At 44.1% G+C, this 18,702-nt stretch carries 12 protein-coding genes and 1 pseudogene; 9 read left to right on the top strand and 4 right to left on the bottom strand.

Features of this window, described 5'->3' with window-relative positions; genetic code table 11:
* Nucleotides 1-356 precede the first annotated feature (356 nt).
* From gyrB to FOR85_RS07230, 3 genes are all read left to right on the top strand, one after another.
* The gene (gene gyrB / locus FOR85_RS07240) at nucleotides 357-2,891 is read left to right on the top strand and encodes a DNA topoisomerase (ATP-hydrolyzing) subunit B (RefSeq protein WP_190295522.1); all 2,535 of its coding nucleotides are present in this window, start codon (nucleotides 357-359) and stop codon (nucleotides 2,889-2,891) included.
* Between the two features lie 140 nt (nucleotides 2,892-3,031).
* Nucleotides 3,032-4,513: a DUF6880 family protein gene (locus FOR85_RS07235; RefSeq protein WP_373681947.1), complete on the top strand. Its 1,482-nt coding sequence runs from the start codon at nucleotides 3,032-3,034 to the stop codon at nucleotides 4,511-4,513.
* A gap of 59 nt (nucleotides 4,514-4,572) precedes the next feature.
* Entirely contained in the window at nucleotides 4,573-5,181 is a 609-nt protein-coding gene (locus FOR85_RS07230; protein ID WP_144297356.1) for a manganese efflux pump, read from the top strand.
* Nucleotides 5,182-5,295: 114 nt separating this feature from the next.
* Here FOR85_RS07230 and rlmF read toward each other — a convergent pair whose 3' ends face one another.
* Nucleotides 5,296-6,348, bottom strand: a complete 1,053-nt coding sequence (rlmF, locus tag FOR85_RS07225; RefSeq protein WP_144297355.1) for a 23S rRNA (adenine(1618)-N(6))-methyltransferase RlmF — start codon at nucleotides 6,346-6,348, stop codon at nucleotides 5,296-5,298.
* A gap of 241 nt (nucleotides 6,349-6,589) precedes the next feature.
* Between rlmF and FOR85_RS07220 the strand changes: the two genes are divergently transcribed.
* Both FOR85_RS07220 and FOR85_RS07215 read left to right on the top strand, forming a co-directional pair.
* Nucleotides 6,590-7,396, top strand: coding sequence for a crotonase/enoyl-CoA hydratase family protein (locus tag FOR85_RS07220; protein ID WP_144297354.1), 807 nt, complete (start codon nucleotides 6,590-6,592; stop codon nucleotides 7,394-7,396).
* 33 nt (nucleotides 7,397-7,429) lie between these two features.
* The gene (locus tag FOR85_RS07215; RefSeq protein WP_190295520.1) at nucleotides 7,430-8,593 is read left to right on the top strand and encodes a MalY/PatB family protein; all 1,164 of its coding nucleotides are present in this window, start codon (nucleotides 7,430-7,432) and stop codon (nucleotides 8,591-8,593) included.
* A gap of 79 nt (nucleotides 8,594-8,672) precedes the next feature.
* Here the strand turns inward: FOR85_RS07215 and FOR85_RS07210 are convergent, their stop codons facing one another.
* From FOR85_RS07210 to FOR85_RS07200, 3 genes are all read right to left on the bottom strand, one after another.
* Nucleotides 8,673-10,238 carry an FGGY-family carbohydrate kinase gene (locus FOR85_RS07210; protein WP_144297352.1) on the bottom strand — a complete coding sequence of 522 codons (1,566 nt, stop codon included), beginning with the start codon at nucleotides 10,236-10,238 and terminating at the stop codon, nucleotides 8,673-8,675.
* Nucleotides 10,239-10,397: 159 nt separating this feature from the next.
* Nucleotides 10,398-12,092, bottom strand: a complete 1,695-nt coding sequence (locus tag FOR85_RS07205) for a glycerol-3-phosphate dehydrogenase/oxidase (RefSeq protein ID WP_144297351.1) — start codon at nucleotides 12,090-12,092, stop codon at nucleotides 10,398-10,400.
* 24 nt (nucleotides 12,093-12,116) lie between these two features.
* Nucleotides 12,117-13,859: an FAD-binding oxidoreductase gene (locus tag FOR85_RS07200; protein ID WP_144297350.1), complete on the bottom strand. Its 1,743-nt coding sequence runs from the start codon at nucleotides 13,857-13,859 to the stop codon at nucleotides 12,117-12,119.
* Between the two features lie 402 nt (nucleotides 13,860-14,261).
* Between FOR85_RS07200 and guaA the strand changes: the two genes are divergently transcribed.
* The 4 genes and pseudogenes from guaA to FOR85_RS07180 all read left to right on the top strand — a co-directional run bounded on the left by guaA (nucleotide 14,262) and on the right by FOR85_RS07180 (nucleotide 18,636).
* A complete protein-coding gene (guaA, locus tag FOR85_RS07195; protein ID WP_144297349.1) occupies nucleotides 14,262-15,872 on the top strand; it encodes a glutamine-hydrolyzing GMP synthase in 1,611 nt (536 codons plus the stop codon).
* Between the two features lie 48 nt (nucleotides 15,873-15,920).
* Complete coding sequence (locus FOR85_RS07190; protein WP_144297348.1) at nucleotides 15,921-16,904, top strand: lipopolysaccharide assembly protein LapB; 984 nt, start codon at nucleotides 15,921-15,923, stop codon at nucleotides 16,902-16,904.
* Between the two features lie 11 nt (nucleotides 16,905-16,915).
* Nucleotides 16,916-17,149 (top strand): annotated as a pseudogene (locus FOR85_RS07185) (GMP synthase (glutamine-hydrolyzing)); the annotation flags it as partial.
* Between the two features lie 56 nt (nucleotides 17,150-17,205).
* Nucleotides 17,206-18,636 (top strand): ATP-binding protein, encoded by a 1,431-nt coding sequence (locus tag FOR85_RS07180; protein ID WP_144297347.1) that lies wholly within the window; start codon nucleotides 17,206-17,208, stop codon nucleotides 18,634-18,636.
* The last annotated feature ends 66 nt before the right edge of the window (nucleotides 18,637-18,702 follow it).

Raw genomic sequence — 18,702 nt, 5'->3', positions numbered from 1 at the left:
GATATATGCTTATTTCTAAGCTGTTTTAATGAAGCGTAAAAGAAATGACAGCGTATATTAAAAACAGTCTTTGAGAAATTGGCTGTATTTAAGTCCACTTGTTTAATACTGTTTTATCTTCTTTTAAGCGACTTCTGATAAAACTTTTGCTAACTCTATAATTACATATTTTGACCATGAAACGTTAAATTTAAGATAACGTCGTCGAGCGTTGCCATTGTGGTGAGCAGATGACATATAGCTGATAATGGCTAGATTAAGGAATACACATGAGTGATTCATTACCTACCGACCACGAACAATTGGTGAGCGAAAGCGCTCTAGAGATTACTGCGCCTGCTGCAGCCCCTGAAGGAATGCCCTCTGATTATAGCTCCAAAGATATTCGTGTATTGCGCGGACTAGAAGCGGTGCGCGTACGTCCGGGTATGTATATTGGTGATACCGATGATGGTACCGGCTTGCATCATATGGTCTTTGAGGTGGTGGATAACTCTATCGATGAGGCGCTGGCTGGTCATTGCGACCAAATTGATATCATTATCCATGAAGACGAGTCGGTCAGTGTCATGGATAACGGTCGCGGCGTCCCTGTGGATATCCATCCAGAAGAGGGCGTATCGGCAGCACAGGTTATTATGACCGTACTGCATGCTGGCGGTAAATTTGATGACAACAGCTATAAAGTATCGGGCGGCCTACACGGCGTCGGTGTTTCAGTTGTAAACGCCCTGTCTAAAAAGCTTGAGATGAATATTTGGCGCGAAGGCTATCATTATCATCAAACCTATACCGATGGCGTTCCTGATGCCGATATTCAGCAGATGGAGGCGACCAATAAAACTGGTACGCAAATCCGTTTTTATCCAAGTAACGATGTCTTTACTGGTACCATTTTTGAGTACGATATTTTAGCCAAACGCTTACGTGAGCTATCATTCTTAAACTCTGGTGTGCGCATTGTCCTAACCGATGAGCGCATCGATAAACGTCATGAGTTTGAGCACAAGGGCGGCTTGTCAGAATTTGTCAGCTACATCAATGCGGGCAAAGACGGTATCAATGAAGTCTTTCATTTCACCAGCGAGCAAGACGATGGCATCAGTGTCGAAGTGGCGCTACAGTGGACGGACACCTATAACGAAAAAGTATTGTGTTTTACCAATAATATCCCACAGCGTGATGGTGGGACGCATTTATCTGGCTTCCGCTCAGCTTTGACGCGCGGTCTTAACAGCTATATGGATCGCGAAAACTTATTCAAAAAAGAGAAAATCGTCGCCACGGGTGATGATGCGCGTGAAGGTTTGACAGCGATTGTCTCGGTAAAAGTACCTGATCCTAAGTTTTCTAGTCAGACCAAAGATAAGCTGGTGTCGAGCGAAGTGAAATCTGCCGTTGAATCGGCCATGCATGATAAGTTTAACGACTATTTGCTTGAAAACCCAAGTGCCGGTAAAGCAATTGCCAATAAGATTATCGATGCGGCGCGTGCGCGTGATGCGGCGCGTAAAGCTCGCGAGATGACCCGCCGTAAAACCACGCTAGATATCGCAGGTTTACCGGGTAAATTGGCAGATTGTCAAGAAAAAGATCCGGTATTATCAGAGCTTTATATTGTGGAAGGGGATTCTGCTGGTGGTTCAGCTAAGCAAGGTCGTAGCCGTAAGACCCAAGCAATTTTGCCCCTAAAAGGTAAGATTCTTAACGTTGAGCGTGCTCGTTTTGACAAAATGCTGTCATCTGCTGAAGTCGGTAACTTGATTACCGCGCTTGGTTGCGGCATTGGCCCGGATGAATATAATCCGGACAAAGTACGCTATCATAAAATCATCATCATGACCGATGCGGACGTCGATGGTTCGCATATTCGTACGCTGCTGTTGACCTTTTTCTTCCGTCAAACGCCAGAATTGATTGAGCGCGGTTATATTTATATCGCCCAGCCACCACTTTATAAAGTAAAAAAAGGTCGTCAAGAGCTGTATTTAAAAGACGATGAAGCCTTAAAAGCGTATTTATTATCCTCGACAATCGATAATACTAAGTTGCATATCAGTGCTGATGCGCCGGCTATTACTGGTCAAGCGCTTGAGACCTTGCTCAATGACTATAACCAAACCCAGCTTATCAAAGCGCGTTTGCAGATTCGTTATCCTGCAGTATTATTGGATGCATTGACGCATACGCCGAAGCTTAGCACCGATATGACTTATGATAAGTCAGTAATGGAAGCGTGGAAAGCGTCATTACAAACACAGCTTGAGCACTTTGGTAGTGATTTAAATCCTGAGATTGAACTGGTCAATATCCATGCGCCGCAACCAAAGAATATGGATGCTGCCGCTGCTGATTTATTGGGTATGACCGCAGTGGTAGAACTTGATGAAAGTGAAACATCTGCTGATGACAGTGATTCTTTATCTGCCAAAGCTCAATGGTTACCGCGTATCACTGTTTATGTGCATCAATTGGCGCATCATTATTTGTTAGATGCCAGCTTTATCAATTCAGGTGAGTATACCAAGCTGCTGCGCTTATCCGCTGAATGGAATACCTTGCTTGCAGAAGATGCCTTTATCCGCCGTGAAGCAAGCGCAGGTACGACCAAAGATATCCCAGTACGCGATTTTGATTATCTCTGGCAACAAATGATGCTTGAGGCGCGTCGTGGTTTGGCGATTCAGCGTTATAAAGGGCTGGGCGAGATGAACGCTGATCAGCTTTGGGATACCACCATGGATCCTGAAAACCGCCGTATGTTACGCGTGACAATTGAAGATGCGATTGCCGCTGACCATATGTTTACCTGCCTAATGGGTGACCATGTCGAGCCACGTCGTATTTTCATTGAAGAGAATGCGCTGACCGTGTCTAATTTGGATATTTAGCTTTTAAGCTTTTAGTTTATAGACCTTGAAGTTATAGTTTTGAAGTTTGAATATAATTGTTTATTGGTATAAAGTCATCTTGCTCGCAAGGTGGCTTTTTTCATGTGAAATATTATCAATAAAGTAGTGAAGGGAATACTATGCTAAACGCAGAACAAAAGAAGTATTTGTCACAACTATCAAAAAAGACCTTAATTGATTTTGTCTCTGAGGTGTATGGTATAGATAAAATGCTCGATAAAAAAATTGAGCGTCTGCTATTACAATCAGATAAACCTAAACTTATAAAAAAGTTAACCACTACACTAAAAGGACTTAGAAGACGAAGGAAGTTTGTAGATTACTGGGAATCTAGTGAATTTGCTACTGAGCTTCAGCACTTAGCCAGCGATATAATGAGCCTTTATCCTGCGCAACCACGAGAGTGCTTGACGTTACTTGAGTTATTTATAGAGTCTACTAATGCTAGCCTAGAACGTGCTGATGATTCCAACGGTTATATCGGTGATATTTATAGGAGTTTGACGTCATTTTGGCTAGCAGTGGCTAGCACTTGCTATGAGCAAGAAAAGCGAGACATACCTGCTGATGAGCGCGATATACTCAGTCAAGCTTGGATAAAGAAAGTAAAAGTGCTGGCTGACGATAATGATTATGGTACCAAAGATAGTTTATTAGAAAATATTGATCAACTGTTATCTGAGACTGAGATACGTGGATTGATCGGTGATTATCAACAAGAGCGTGAGAATATCCAAACAAAAAAAGCAATTAAAGATACGCTCAATGAAAGGCAAAACAGCCCTTTAAGTGATGATGCTTTTTCAATTAACTATGAAAAAATGGTAATTGAGATCGCCATAAAAAACCTAACAAGGGCGCTAGGTGATGTGGGTTTTTTTGAAACCATATTCTTTGAGATGCAAGAGACTAGACCGGTTCATCCTCGAAGATTAGAAGAGTTGCTAACATTTCTGCTAAATCAAAGAGCTTTTGATAAGGCATTACACTACTTAAATGAAGAGTGGCAAAGCGATGGTCTGTTAGATAAGATCAGACGTTTGGATTGGCTGAGTCACATATATCACATGCAAAAAGATACCGACGCGCTCATGGAGGTGCTAGGCGAGGCGTTTGAGCTACAATCAACCCCTTCGCGGTTAAAGGCTATCATGGCTGTGGCCAGTCCTGCTCAGCAATCTAAGTGGCGAAAAAGAGCTTATGAGCTGGCAGAACAACAAGAAAATGTATTTATGGCCACATCGCTACTGCTAGAAATAGGAGAGATTGAGCTTGCTAATGAGGTTGCAGTTGCCCGTCATTCCCAGTTTGCTGATGTGCATTACACAGATCTCACAAGCATGTTAAAAGATTTGCCAACTAAGACAGATTTACTTCAAGTTATTATTTACCGCACTTTACTTAACGATATTCTAGACAGCTCTCGCAGCAAAGCTTATGGTCACGCCGCTCGCTACTTCGATCGTCTAACCAAACTTGATACGGTTATTAGTAAATCGTCTAAGCCTTACAGTGAACTTGCGACCCATAAAGAATATGTCATTACCCTTAAAGACAAGCATGGTAAAAAGCGTAGTTTTTGGGAAAAGGTAAACGATTAGATTGATATAGTGTTTCACGTGAAACTTATGGCAATAAGCAGAAATAAGCGAAGAATAAAATGATTGAAGTTATATTACTTGCTATTGCTCTTGCGATGGATGCGTTTGCTGTTGCGATTGGGTTAGGAGCTAAATCACAAAAACAACATCATCGTTATGTGTTGCATTTGGCAATTTATGCGGGCTTGTATTTTGGCATTGCGCAGGGCGTGATGCCGTTGATCGGTTATTTATTGGGCGCCGCTTTATTAGGCTGGTTGGCTGCGGCTGCACCTTGGATTGGTGGCTTTATCCTTATCGGTCTTGGCGGAAAAATGCTTTATGAAGTGTTTTTTGGAGATGGAGAAGAGGTTGTAGATAAAGCCCTGCATATAAATAGTGAGACAGTTTCTGTAAATGACAACCTAAAGAAAAATATCAATCATCGCACCATGTTTACCCTTGCGATAGCGACCAGTATTGATGCCATGGCAGCTGGCTTTACGCTGAATTTGTTGGCGCTTAATGCGTGGCTAGCCTGTTTGATTATCGCTATTATTACTGCTATTTTTAGCGTTTTTGGTGTTTATTTGGGTAAAAAATCAGGTACGTATCTTGAGGATAAGGCGGAAGCGCTTGGCGGATTTGTACTTATACTCATTGGCTTAAAAGTGATTTTCTTTAGCTAGTTTATTAACCTCAAGTTCTTACTTATAAGAAAACCGCCTTGATAAACAAAGCGGTTTTTTTTGTTTCACGTGAAACTTTGAATAAATATTTTTTAGATAGTCATTTTTTATTAATTACGCTTCGTCAATATTAAAGCGCCACGCTAGAACACGGGTGTTCTTTTGACCTTGGCTCATCTCGATGATGCGCATTTGGGCAACATCAAGCTGTTTTAATAACAGTTGTAATGGTTTCACGTTCTCTGACTTTGACACCAAGCTGGTAAACCAGCCAACGTGCTCGGCAAAATCTTGACTTTCTTTTATCATTTTGGTCAAAAAGGCAATTTCGCCGCCCTCACTCCACAACTCTTTATGCTGACCACCAAAGTTGAGATTTTGCGCAGCATTTCCAGCCTTGGTTGAATGGCGGCTGATTTGCTCGTTTTCATTCTTACCACGATGGCGTTGCAGATTATGCTGCTTGCGGGTATTAGCTTGCATCGCTTCTTCTAATGACGCATGAAACGGTGGGTTGCAAACGACCACATCGAAGTAATCTTGACGACCGATGATGTTTTTAAAAATAAACTTAGGCTCAGGCTGTAGTTTTACTTTAACGGCACTTTTTAGCTTTGGGTTGGCTTCGCAAATCAGCGCGGCGGTATTGACTGAAATAGGGTCAATATCGCTCGCGGTAAAGCGCCAACCATAGCTTTGGCTACCGATAATCGGATAAATGGCACTGGCACCGGTACCAATATCAAGGGCGTGAATCTCTTTACCCGTCGGCGGTGTGTTGTCGTCATTAACGTGCGTGGTTTGCGCGAGTAAATCAGCAATATAATGGATATAATCGGCGCGACCCGGTATCGGTGGGCAGAGATAGCCTTCTGGAATATCCCAAAACTTCACGCCATAATAATGCGCGAGTAACGCCTGATTGAGGACGCGTACCGCCTCACTATCAGAGAAGTTAATCGTCGGCTCACCTTTCGGGTTAGTGATGGTGTGCTTAGCCAATTCCGGCAGGGCACGGGTCAATAGCGCAAAGTCATAGCGCCCTTGATGCGGATTGCGCGGATGTAGCTTGCCGAGCTTTTTGGCAGTCTCAGGTGAGCGGTTGCGATGAGTATTAGCATTTGCTCTACGGGCGTTTGATATATTGGTGCTGGGCTTACTGGTCATAGTTTCGGACTACAATGTTTGAATATAATCACCCAGTTTAGCAGATTTCACGCCCGTCTATCGGTTTATCCATGGCTACTCATTTACCTATGGCGAATAAAATAGCAATCTGCCTGTGCGCGTATATCTGTCCTTGCGTTATCGCATGGGGGTGTCTATATTGAAACTAAGCCAAATGAGCATAAAGCGGCTATTTTATAAGCGCAGCAGATGACAATAATGCATTTAAAAGGATAAAAATATGACAACGGAAAGTAATAAACCCAGTACCGATAACCGCATCACCTATGAAACCGACGGCTATATCTGCCTAATCGGGCTCAATCGCGCCGATAAACGCAACGCCTTTGATAGCCATATGATTAAGCAATTATCCGAAGCACTGACGCGTTATGAAAACGACGAGAACTTACGCTGTGCGCTCATATTTGCCCATGGTGAGCACTTTACCGCCGGACTTGATCTAATGGAGTTGCAAGATAAGTGGGATAAAGGCGCGTTTGAGTTTAATGATAACGAGATTGACCCGTGGGGAATCGGTGGCAAATTACGCAGCAAACCTGTGGTCGTCGCGGTACAAGGAACCTGCTTTACCGCTGGCATTGAATTAATGCTAAATAGTGACGTTGTTATCGCAAGTGATAACTGCAACTTTGCACAAATGGAAGTTCAGCGCGGTATCATGCCGTTTGGTGGCGCGACGGTACGTTTCGTCGCAGCAGCAGGTTGGCAAAAAGCCATGCCGTATTTGCTCACTGGTAAAGCCTTTGATGCACAAACCGCAGATAGGTTAAATCTGGTCAGTGAAGTAGTGGCAAATGGCACAGAATACGAACGAGCAATGACTATTGCTCAAGAGATATGTAAAGCAGCTCCGCTCGGCGTACAAGGATTATTGTCCTCAGCGCAAGATGCTAGTCGGAATGGCGCAAAAGCGGCTTTAGCCAATATTCATGGCTATCTGCCGTCTTTATTTTATTCAGAAGATGCGAAAGAGGGAGCGATGGCGATGGTTGAGAGAAGGGAAGCTGAGTTTCAGGGACGTTAGTTATTCAAAGATTTTCCCCTTAGGAGAATAGTGGTGCAATACAACTTCGATGAAATAATTGATAGACGTAATACCGGTTCAGTTAAATGGCATTATAGCGATGACACGATTCCGTTATGGGTGGCGGATATGGACTTTAAGACTGCCCAGCCTATCTTAAAGGCGATTGAGCAAGTCGCGCAGCATGGCATATTGGGCTATACCAGACCCACTGCGGCTTTGTATGATTCGATTATTCAGTGGCATAGCAGTCGTTATGGCTTGCTACTCGATAAGCAGAATATCTTGTTTTCGCCGGGCGTTGTGCCAAGCCTCGCACTGATGATGAACGTCTTTACCGGAGCAGGCGATGCGGTACTGGTTAATGACCCTATTTATACGCCTTTTATGACCAAGGTTGAGCAAAACGGTCGCACACTTGTGACATCGCTATTAAAAGAAGTCGATGGTAAATATCAGTTAGATTTGGCCGATATCGAAGCTAAAATTATCGAGCATAAGGTAAAGTTATATTTGTTGTGCAATCCGCACAATCCTGGCGGACGCGTGTGGACGACCGATGAGCTTGAAGCGTTACTGGCACTTTGCAAAAAATATGATGTGGCGATTGTCAGTGATGAGATTCATCAAGATTTAACCTTGAGTGGTCATACCTTTACGCCTTTTTTAAAATTGGCAGAAGCGGCAGGTTACGCGCATAACGTCGTCAGTCTAACCTCAATGACCAAGACCTTTAATGTAGCAGGTATCAAGGGCTCGATGATCTTTGCTAAAGATAATTCATTAATCAAAAAAATAAGTCAGCAGCAGCAGTTAAATGATGAGTATGAGCTCAATTTATTTGCTTATGAAGTAATGCGTAGCGCTTATGAAAATGGTGGAGGATGGCTAGAGCAGGCGCTGGCTTATATCGAAAACAATATTGAAATCACGCTAGAGTTTTTAGCAGGGCATCTGCCTGATATCAAGGTGATGCGCCCAGAAGCGTCGTATTTGATTTGGCTCGATTGTTCGGCTTACGGTGATGATGATCAGGCGCTTTATGACAAGCTGCGAGCCGCCAAAGTTGAGCTTAATGCAGGGATTAAATATGGCAATGAAGGGCACCTTAAAATGCGCCTGAATGTTGCTTGTCCTAAATCGCTATTGATAGAGGGATTAAATCGTATTCATAGCGCTTTAAATAGCACTCCTTAAACAATAAGGACGGTTAACCAGTTACGAAAGTCAAAATGCCTTATTTATATTAAAACTAGGCTGACGCAGACGTTTCATATTATCTGGCAGGATACCCAGTAATATCTTGTATGCTTTGATATAACGGTTTTAAGCGCTCATACATTTTTAGATAAACCTCATTATAAAGGCGTTTGTAGAGTTGGACGTTGGCCTCAATAGGGATGAACTCATCGCCTAAATGAGTCATTGCCTCACTTGCGGCTGCATGGTCAGGGTAGACGCCGAGTCCGACTGCGCAGTTGATGGCAGCGCCTAAGCCTGACGCTTCATAAGTGTGCGGGCGATAAGCGGGCATACCAAAGATATCAGCAGTAAGCTGCATCGCTGAGTCACTTTGCGAGCCGCCGCCTGAGACACGCAGGTGTTTGATAGTTTTACTCGTACGTTTTTCAATGGTATCAAAGCCAAGCTTAAGCTCGTAAGCCAGCCCCTCTAAGATAGCGCGGTAAACGTGCGCCCGCGTGTGCACATCGCCAAAACCAATGAGCGCACCTTTGCCCTCAAGCCCCGGATGACGGACGCCAGGTGACCAATACGGCTGCATCATCAGCCCCATACAACCGGCCGGAATATCTTTGACTGCCTGATCGAGGAGCTTTTCGGTATCGATACCTTTGGTTTTCGCAAGTTGTTCTTCATAGTGAGCAAATTGCTCCTTAAACCAGCTGACCATCCAAAAGCCGCGATAAATCATGTACTCATGATTGTAGTAGTTTGGCGCGGCTGCGGTGTAGGCGGGCATGTGTTTAAGGATTTCGACGTAATTGCTCGACGTGGTATTGATAGTCGCAGTAGTACCAAAGCTTAAACAGGCAGTGTCAGCAGCGAGACCTGCCGACCCCAACGCTTCGCACGCTTTATCGCTAGCGGCAGCAATCATCGGCGTGCCTTCTAAAATCCCTGTGGCTTTAGCCGCTTTGGCGCTGATACGGCCAAGTGGCTGACCTGGCGCGACAATCTTAGGCATTTGCTCAGGTCGACAGCTAAAGAAGCGCCATTTAAGATCTTTGGGTTTTAGCCATATTTGCGCTTTATAATCGTAAGGCAGATAGCCTAGGGCATGGCCGTTGGAATCGGCTAATTCGCCTGTCAGCTGATAAGTAAGATACGCAGATAGATTGACGTAATGGGCGGTCTGCGCCCATATCTCAGGCTCGTTTTGTGCCAGCCAATTACAGCGTGCTTTTTGCTGTGCCTCTTGTACCAATTCGCCCATGCCAATAATTTTGGTTAGTGGGCTTAAAAAACCAATATCGTTGGTTTCGCCGCGGCGTAAATCCATCCATACAATAGTTGGGCGCAGTGGCTGCATATCTTTATCCAGACATATCATGGTATAGCGCTGGGTGGCGAGACTAACGCCCGCGATTTGCTCAGGTTTAATATCGCAGCTTTGCCACAATTGCTGACAAGCTTCGCTTAGCTTTTGCCAATAATAGTCAGCGTGCTGCTCAGCAAAATTGGGCTCAGTAGAGAAATAAGGCTCGATAGGCACGCGGGCTTTGGCGATCTCGCTGCCGAATTGATCAAAGATAAGCGCGCGGACGCTTTGGGTGCCGTTGTCGATAGCTAAGAAATAGATGGGGTCGTGAGAGGTGGTCATAGTAGTCCTTTACTATGGGGGATATTTATCAAAATCAGAACGTGCTATTGGTACAAGTTTTCCTTGCTTGCGACCGTCAGAGTTCTCGAGGCTACGCAGATTTTGTTTTAAAAAAAAGTGCCCTAGCAGCTCTAATCCTTATAATAACTCGATAAGAAGCTAAGCCGCAGGCAAATGATAATAGCGTTGCCATAAATTTTGATAGCGCTGGGCTTCTTGCTGCCATTTTTGCTCATTCCAGCCGAGCTCTTGCTGACATATCTGCTTCAGTCTAGCGCTAATTAACGGCGTCATTGCCCCATTCGGTAGGATTAAACCCAAGCGCGTACGCCGCAGTAATAAATCATCTAAATGCATGACTTGCTCATGGCGCGCGGCAAAACGGATCTCTGCCCAAATGGTATTGCTGTCGGTGACATAAGCCAAATCATCCTCATGCGCTAGTCCAAGCAAGGTATCGAGCTGTAAGCCGTAAAACCCTTGCAAGCATTGTTGTAGAGCTTTTGGTAAAGTAAAAAATTTAGGATTGGTTGGCGCGGTATTGCTAAAAACGTGATCATCATTTAAGGTTTGCTTTTGAATGACAGACTTATCAAGGGTGAGCACTTCTTGACACTTTTCAAGGACATCTAAAGCAATAAGGCGAAAGGTTGTTAGCTTGCCGCCGCTAACGGTGACGAGGTTATTGTCGAGCCACACGCTGTGGTCGCGCTTTTCTTTACTGGGGCTGACGCGTTTGCCATCGCCGCCTTCTGATATCAGCGGACGCACACCTGCCCACGTACTGATGACATCTTTTCGGTTAAGCTTGACATCATTAAACAGCTCGTTAGTCGCCGTTAATAGATAATCGACCTCTTCATTCGTGATGCCGACCTCGCTATCGTCCAAAGGTGGATGATCCAAATCAGTGGTGCCAAGTACCGTACGATTTTCCCACGGAAAGACAAATACCGCTCTTTTATCGACAGGATGCAAAAAGGTATAGGCTTGCTCGATCGGCAAACGCTCTTTGCTCACGACCAAATGACTGCCGCGTGACGGACGGATTTGCTTATGGAAGCTTTGTTCGGTTTGCTTACTGGCTTGCATCCTTAAGGTATCCGCCCAGGCGCCTGTGGCACTGACCACCACTTTTGCGTAAACATCGTAACTTTGAACATTGCTTTGAGCATTGCTTTGAACATTGTTTTGAGCATTGTCCTCAGAAGAAGTGTCTTTGAGCGTTGCACCAACCACCGAGCCTTGTTCATTGGTAATCAACGTTTCGGCCTTTAGGTAATTAATCGCCTGCGCGCCGTCGTGAATCGCCTCAGCAAGGACGCGCATCACCAGCCGCGAGTCATCGGTCACCGCATCGCTAAATTGACTGGCACCCAAAAATTTGTCTTGTTTGATATTTGGGTTCAGGCTAAGAAAGGCATCTTTTTTAAAGTACTTAGAGTAGCGCTTGCCCGCCAGTCCATCGTAAACGCGTAATAAAGTATTAAATATCCATGGCGGCGGAAACTTGCCTTTATAATGCGGCATGATGTAGTGCATTTCATTCACAAGGCCGCTTGCTTCACTGAGCATACGCTCACGCTCGCGCACGCTCAGCAAGGTGGTTTTATAATCACCCGAGGCAATGTAACGTAACCCACCATGCACCATTTTGCTAGAGCGGCTGGACGTGCCCCAAGCAAAGTCTTTTTGCTCAATTAATAATACTGCTAAACCGCGCCGTGCCGCTTCGCGCGCAATCCCAGCGCCCGTAATACCGCCACCGATAATCAGCATATCCCAAGGTTCTGCTTGAGACGAGCCACGAGATAAAGGCGCTAATGCTTGTTGGCGTTGCTTGGTTTGAGTCATATCTCACTCTTCTTAATTGGTTTATTACTTTTCAAGCAATACACCCGGGTTCATACGCTGTTCAGGGTCTAAGCTTTTGAGCATATCATGGGTTACTTGCATGCCAAGCCTACCTTTTTCAGCGGCAAGGTACGGCGCATGATCACGGCCAACGCCGTGTTGATGCGAGATGGTCGCTTTACCATTAGCTAAACTAGTACTCGCGGCCTGTTTAATTTTTTTCCAGCGCTGTAAGGTAGTCGCATGGTCTTTTGCCGCGCGGAAAAAGTAGGTGGTATAAAGGCTCGCACCTTGTTTATAGACGTGTGAGATATGGGTAAAGGCCATGACCTCCTCGCCTTCCTCTGTTAAAGAGGTTTTCACCGCTTCTTGCATTTGCTGCATCTGCTCGTCGATATTATTCCAATTAGTAGCAGTCTCAAAGGTATCGACCATGATGCCTTTGTCCCATAAAGTGCCACGCAAATAAGGGAATTTAAAGCGCCCATGCGCCCAAACACTGCCCATGATATCAGTGATTTTACCCGTGACACTACCGTGCTGCTTTAACAGCTTATTAAACTGTGTCAGCGCCAATTTATTCTGCGCTTTATCGCCTGATACGCCGTAAGTGAGCATAACCTTATCTGAGCTCAGTCCACGGGCTTTTAGATAGGTGCTAATGGCTAAAAATTGGCTCGGTGACGTGCCTAAATGCAGATGCGCATCAGTTTCGACGGCATTACTGAGACGTAACATAGATAAGCGAACATTTTTTTGCACCGCTTGTCTAAGCACTTCTTTACCTGCTTCCCAATTAGGCAGGAAAGCCACTTTAAACAGTTCTTCCTCAGGCTGCGGTTGTACACGCATTTTGACTGTCGTAAAAATACCAGCACGACCCTCAGTGCCCATCATCATCTCACGCAAATCAGGTCCTGCTGATGACGCTGGAATATCGGCGATATTGAGCACACCTTGCGGAGTGACTAATGTACCACCGGCAAATAGCTGCTCGATGCGTCCGTAGCCCAATGACTGCTGACCGCTAGAGCGCGCGGCAATCCAACCACCAAGCGTTGATAGCTCCCAAGACTGCGGATAATGTCCTAGGCGGTAACCGTGCGCGTCCAATTGCGCTTCGACAGCTGGCCCTTGTGTGCCCGCGCCAAAGGTTGCGATTTGGCTCTCAAAATCTAAGTCAAGCAGCTGATCCATCTTGCTCATGGCGATGGTAAGGACTGGACGTGAACCCTTTTGTGGGTTGATATGACCGACCACGGAGGTGCCGCCACCAAAAGGAATGACAATTAAGTCATGCTCATTGGCGAGCGTTAATAAAGTCTCGGCATCAGCGGTCGATTCAGGAAAAGCGACTCCATCAGGAAATACTTCAAAGTCGCCGCCATGCATCGCTATCCAATCAGGGAAGCTTTGACCGCGCGCATGTCTGAGCCTCACTTCTTTATCAGTTGAGACGATATCAAGGTCGGTGAGCGCAGCAGGCAGGCGTGATTTTGGTACGGTTTTGAGTACCTGTTGTAAGCTCACAGAGGACAGTTTTTTGGTTTTACCGATATGTGATTTTATTAATTTTGCACCATGCGGCGAGACAGTTTTATTGATACTGACATTGCCCCAACCGTTCCAGCGCGTCTGCTCAATAGGCGTATTGGCAGTCGAATTAGTAGCCGTATTATTTTTTTGGATAGGTTCTAAATTATTATCAGTATTTTTGGTAGCAGGAAAGTTGGTGGTTTTACGAATAAGAGATTTGATTTTGCTCATAGGGACATACCTGTCGATTCGTTATCACAGTTTTATACTAAAGAATTCGGTTAAAGCTGATTCAGTTTTTCTACTCAGCATAGATGAATGATTAGGCTCAGGGTTATCGTAAAAATCATACGATATTAAGCGCTGATGCCAATCACCAATCCTAAAGCAAACATATTTATCGTTTGAGCATAGCACAATATAAACAAATATTTCATATATACTCGGCTTTTGTATAATAAAAATTTATGACTTTTATTTAGTAGCGGCATTATTGGGGTTCGCGCTGGCGTATTATTCTTATCAAGGCGTAATATCTCGCAAAAATCGTCAATAATTCACCATCTAATAGCCATTAATAGGCGCAAACTTGTTAAAATAGGGCACTAATTTTTTCTTGATGGACATCGATTTATGACCACTGCCGCTGCTATCCCTACTATCAAAGAAGATCGTATTCTTATTCTTGATTTTGGCTCGCAATATAGCCAACTGATTGCTCGCCGTGTACGCGACTCTGGCGTTTTTTGTGAGATGTTCCCTTATGATATCGACACCCAGCGCATCACGGACTTTGGCGCAAAAGGTGTCATCCTATCGGGCGGCCCTGAGAGCGTGCATGCGGAAAATAGCCCGCGTATCAATGACGCCGTGTTTGAGCTTGGTGTGCCAGTATTGGGCATTTGCTACGGCATGCAGGCGATGGCGGATCGTTTCGGTGGTAAAGTTCATGCCAGTGATATCCATGAATTTGGTGCCGCGACCATCAATGTCGATGGTCATTCAAAATTAACCGAAGGTATCGAAGACCAGGTCAGTGAAGACAACGCGACCACGCTAAATGTTTGGATGAGTCATGGCGACAAAGTCATCGAAGCGCCGCAAGGCTTTGATATTATCGCCAGTACGCCGAGCTGTCCGATCGCCATTATGGCCAATGATGCCAAGCAGTACTATGGTCTACAGTTCCATCCTGAAGTGACGCATACCCTACAAGGTCAGGCGTTATTGGGTCGTTTTGTCCATCAGATTTGCGACTGCGCCGGCGATTGGACGCCTGATAATATTATCGATATGCGCGTGGCACAGCTCAAAGAGCAAATCGGTGACAAACAAGTATTGCTCGGTTTATCCGGCGGTGTCGATAGCTCAGTGGTTGCCGCGCTATTGCATAAAGCCATTGGCGATCAGCTGACCTGTGTGTTCGTTGATAATGGTCTCTTGCGTTTGCACGAAGGCGATCAGGTGATGCAAGTGTTCGCTGAAAACATGGGTGTCAAAGTCATCCGTGTCGATGCCGAAGATTTATTCTTAAACGCCTTAGCAGGCGAGTCTGATCCCGAAGCCAAACGTAAAATCATCGGCAAAACCTTTATCGATGTGTTCGCCAAAAGCGCCCGTGAAATCAGCGCGCAAAGCGATGGCAAAACCATTGAGTTCTTAGCACAAGGGACGATTTACCCTGACGTTATCGAATCAGCGAAGTCGCATCAAGGCAAAGCGCACGTCATTAAGAGCCATCATAACGTTGGCGGTCTGCCAGATGATTTGGCGTTTGAATTGGTCGAGCCATTACGCGATTTGTTTAAAGATGAAGTGCGTAAACTTGGTATCACCCTTGGCCTACCAGAGAAAATGATCTATCGTCATCCGTTCCCAGGTCCGGGTTTGGGCGTGCGTATCCTTGGTGAAGTCAAAAAAGAATACGCGGATATCTTGCGTTTGGCAGATGCCATCTTTATGCAAGAGCTTGAGCGTTCAGGCTGGTATGACAAGACGGCGCAAGCATTTGCGGTATTCCAACCAATCAAATCTGTCGGTGTGGTCGGTGATGGTCGCCGCTATGCGTGGGTGATCGCGCTACGTGCCGTTGAGACCGTAGACTTTATGACGGCTCGCTTTGCGCATCTGCCGTATGATTTGATTGAAACGGTATCGAACCGCATCATGAATGAAATCGCGGAAGTATCTCGCGTGACTTATGATGTGTCGAGTAAGCCGCCGGCGACGATTGAGTGGGAATAATTATTCATATGCTATGATTGTAATATCAACGTAAAGGAGTGGTAGATTATGAAACTGGTGCATGTGGGACAAAACGAGTGGATGTTCGAAGATGAAGCTAGCGATAATTCGGGTGACAATAGATCAAATGCGCTTGGCGCTGGTAGAGCGCTTAATATTAAAGTAAAAGCCTTTGTGGATGCCGAGGTAAAAAAGGGTCGTGATATCAATGACATTATGAATGAAGTCATGACTAAGTTTCAGCATGAAATCGTGCAAGATTTTGATGAGCAGCCGCCAACCTCGTTTCAAATGATTCAAATGATTTTGGAGAAAGAAGGTTATGAGGCAGCTTTAGAGCTGGCAGAATTCTTGGTGTTAGAGAATTTAGATGACCCTGATGCCTACTTTAATTTAGCTTATTTATGTGAGCAAGTTGGTGAGAGTTTTACGGCATTGCTGAGCAGTCGTGAATGTATGCGTCTGTATTTACAGTATTTCCCTAGCAAGTTTAACTGGCAAAAAAGCAAACTACCATGGGGTATCCTAGAAAATCGCCCCTTTCTGCGAGCATTGTTTCAATTGGTCAACTTATATGCCGATAATGGTCAATTTGACTTAGCATGTGTAGAAGGTGAAAAGCTATTACAAGTTTGCCCCAATGACAATCTAGGCATACGCGAACGAATGGTAGACTTTTATATGCTCACCGAGCAATACCAAAAGATTATTCAACTTTGTGATAAATACCCTGAAGATATGCTGGCAAATATTGCGTTTGGCAAGGTGCTAGCTTATTGCTATCAAGGTAAGCTTGATAAGGCGGAAAAAGAATGGGCTATCGCAAAAGATAACTTGCCTGAAGTGGCGCATGAAATTCTTAAAAAGCGTCACTCTAGACCGCGCGGTCTGAATGAGAATGCTCAGGGGATGATCATTGGCGGTAAGGAGCAAGCGTATTATTACTGGCAGGACATGGGCGAATGGTGGGAGATGGATGATACGGCGCAAGCATTGATCGAGAAAAAACGTGCCGAAAAGAAGAAAAAATAATCCTTTTTAAGCAAGCATTTACGGTATTCCAACCAATCAAATCAGTCGGTGATGGCCGCCGCTATGCGTGGGTGATTGCGCTACGTGCCGTTGAGACCGTGGACTTTATGACCGCGCGCTTTGCGCATCTGCCGTATGATTTGATTGAGACGGTATCGAATCGCATCATGAATGAAATCGCTGAAGTATCGCGTGTGACTTATGATGTATCTAGTAAGCCACCAGCGACGATTGAGTGGGAGTAGGTTTAGTTAAAGTAAATAATAAATAAAGTATCGTCATTAAATATTAGAGATGAAGTATGGAAAGTCAAACAGTTGAGTATAAGTCTGATATTCCTAAAAGGGTGAATGATTTGAAAGCTGAAATATCTGCTTTTCTCAATACTAATGACGGTACTATTTTCCTTGGAGTTGACGATGACGGTATATTTATCCCTGAGTCAGTTAATAGTTTCAAGCGCTGGGAGTCATTGTTAAGTGATTGGATACAGAGCGCTTTTAATTTACCCTTAAATAGATTGGTAAGACTTGATGTATCTGCTCATCATTTTGCTATTCATATCAAACAAGGTGATCAGCTACCTTATTATTATAAAGATGGTGAAGGTTTTAATAGTAAAGGTATCTACATCCGAAATGGTAGCAGTAAACGACGCGCTACTGATGATGAGGTCAAGCGAATGATACAAGCTCAGGTAGCCGACAAGTTTGAAGCACAAACCGCTCAAACAAAACAAAAACTAACCTTTCAATATTTACAAAATAAGCTTTTAGATAATGATATTGCATTTGATGAAAAAAGCTTAAGACTTCTTGATTTGAATGAAGAGTATAACAATGGCGCATTAATTTTAAGTGAGCAAAGCCCTTTTGTGACCAAAATAGCGGTTGTTGATGGCTTAGATATGAGTAATGACTTTTTAGCAAAAAAGGAGTTCAGTGGTTCTCTAGTTAGGCAAGTTGATCTAACACTTGAATATATTTCTTTATTAAATGATAAAAAAGTATCGTTTACAGGCTCCGCTGCAAGGTCAGAGTATGAAGCTTATCCCGCTAAAGCGATTAGAGAGGCAGTAATTAACGCTTATGCCCATCGTGACTACACCTTATCAGCAGATACAAAGATAGAAATTTACGATGATAGAATGGAGATATTCTCAGCAGGTAATATACCAGATGGGTTAAGTGTTGAAGATATCAAAACTGGTACTAGCGCTCGCCGCAATAGTAATTTGGTTCATGTGCTCGATAAAATAACTTATATGGAAAACTATGGTAGTGGAATTAGAAGGATCTTAGGAAGCTATAAAAATGCTGAAAAAGAGCCTGAATTTATTGTTACAGCTAATCAGTTTAAAGTGGTTTTATACAATAGACATTATAGTCTAGATGAAGATACTGTAGAGATTGTAAGAAACGACAAATTGAAGCAAAGCCTTAGTAATGCTGAACAACTTGAGCTAGGTTTCACAGTAGACCAAAATGACATTCTACCTGATGATTTACTTATCACAGACTTAGAACGAAACATTGATAGTAATGATGAGAAAATTATTAAACTACTTAAACTTAATGATGAAATGTCACGTAAAGAAGTCGAATCTTATTTTGATGAAAGTAGAACAAAAATTTATCAAAGACTTAAAAAACTTATTGAGTTAAATATTATTGACACACGCGGACGAAGCAAATCTACAGTTTATTTTTTGAACGCAAATGAACGCAAATGAACGCAAATGAACGCAAATGAACGCAAATGAACGCAAATGAACGCAAATGAACGCAAATGAACGCAA

It is taken from the genome of Psychrobacter sp. YGAH215, from assembly GCF_007280595.1.
Classification (GTDB): Bacteria; Pseudomonadota; Gammaproteobacteria; order Pseudomonadales; family Moraxellaceae; genus Psychrobacter; species Psychrobacter faecalis.
The sequence above is the reverse complement of the archived record's forward strand: the minus strand, read 5'-3'. Positions and strand labels throughout refer to the sequence as shown.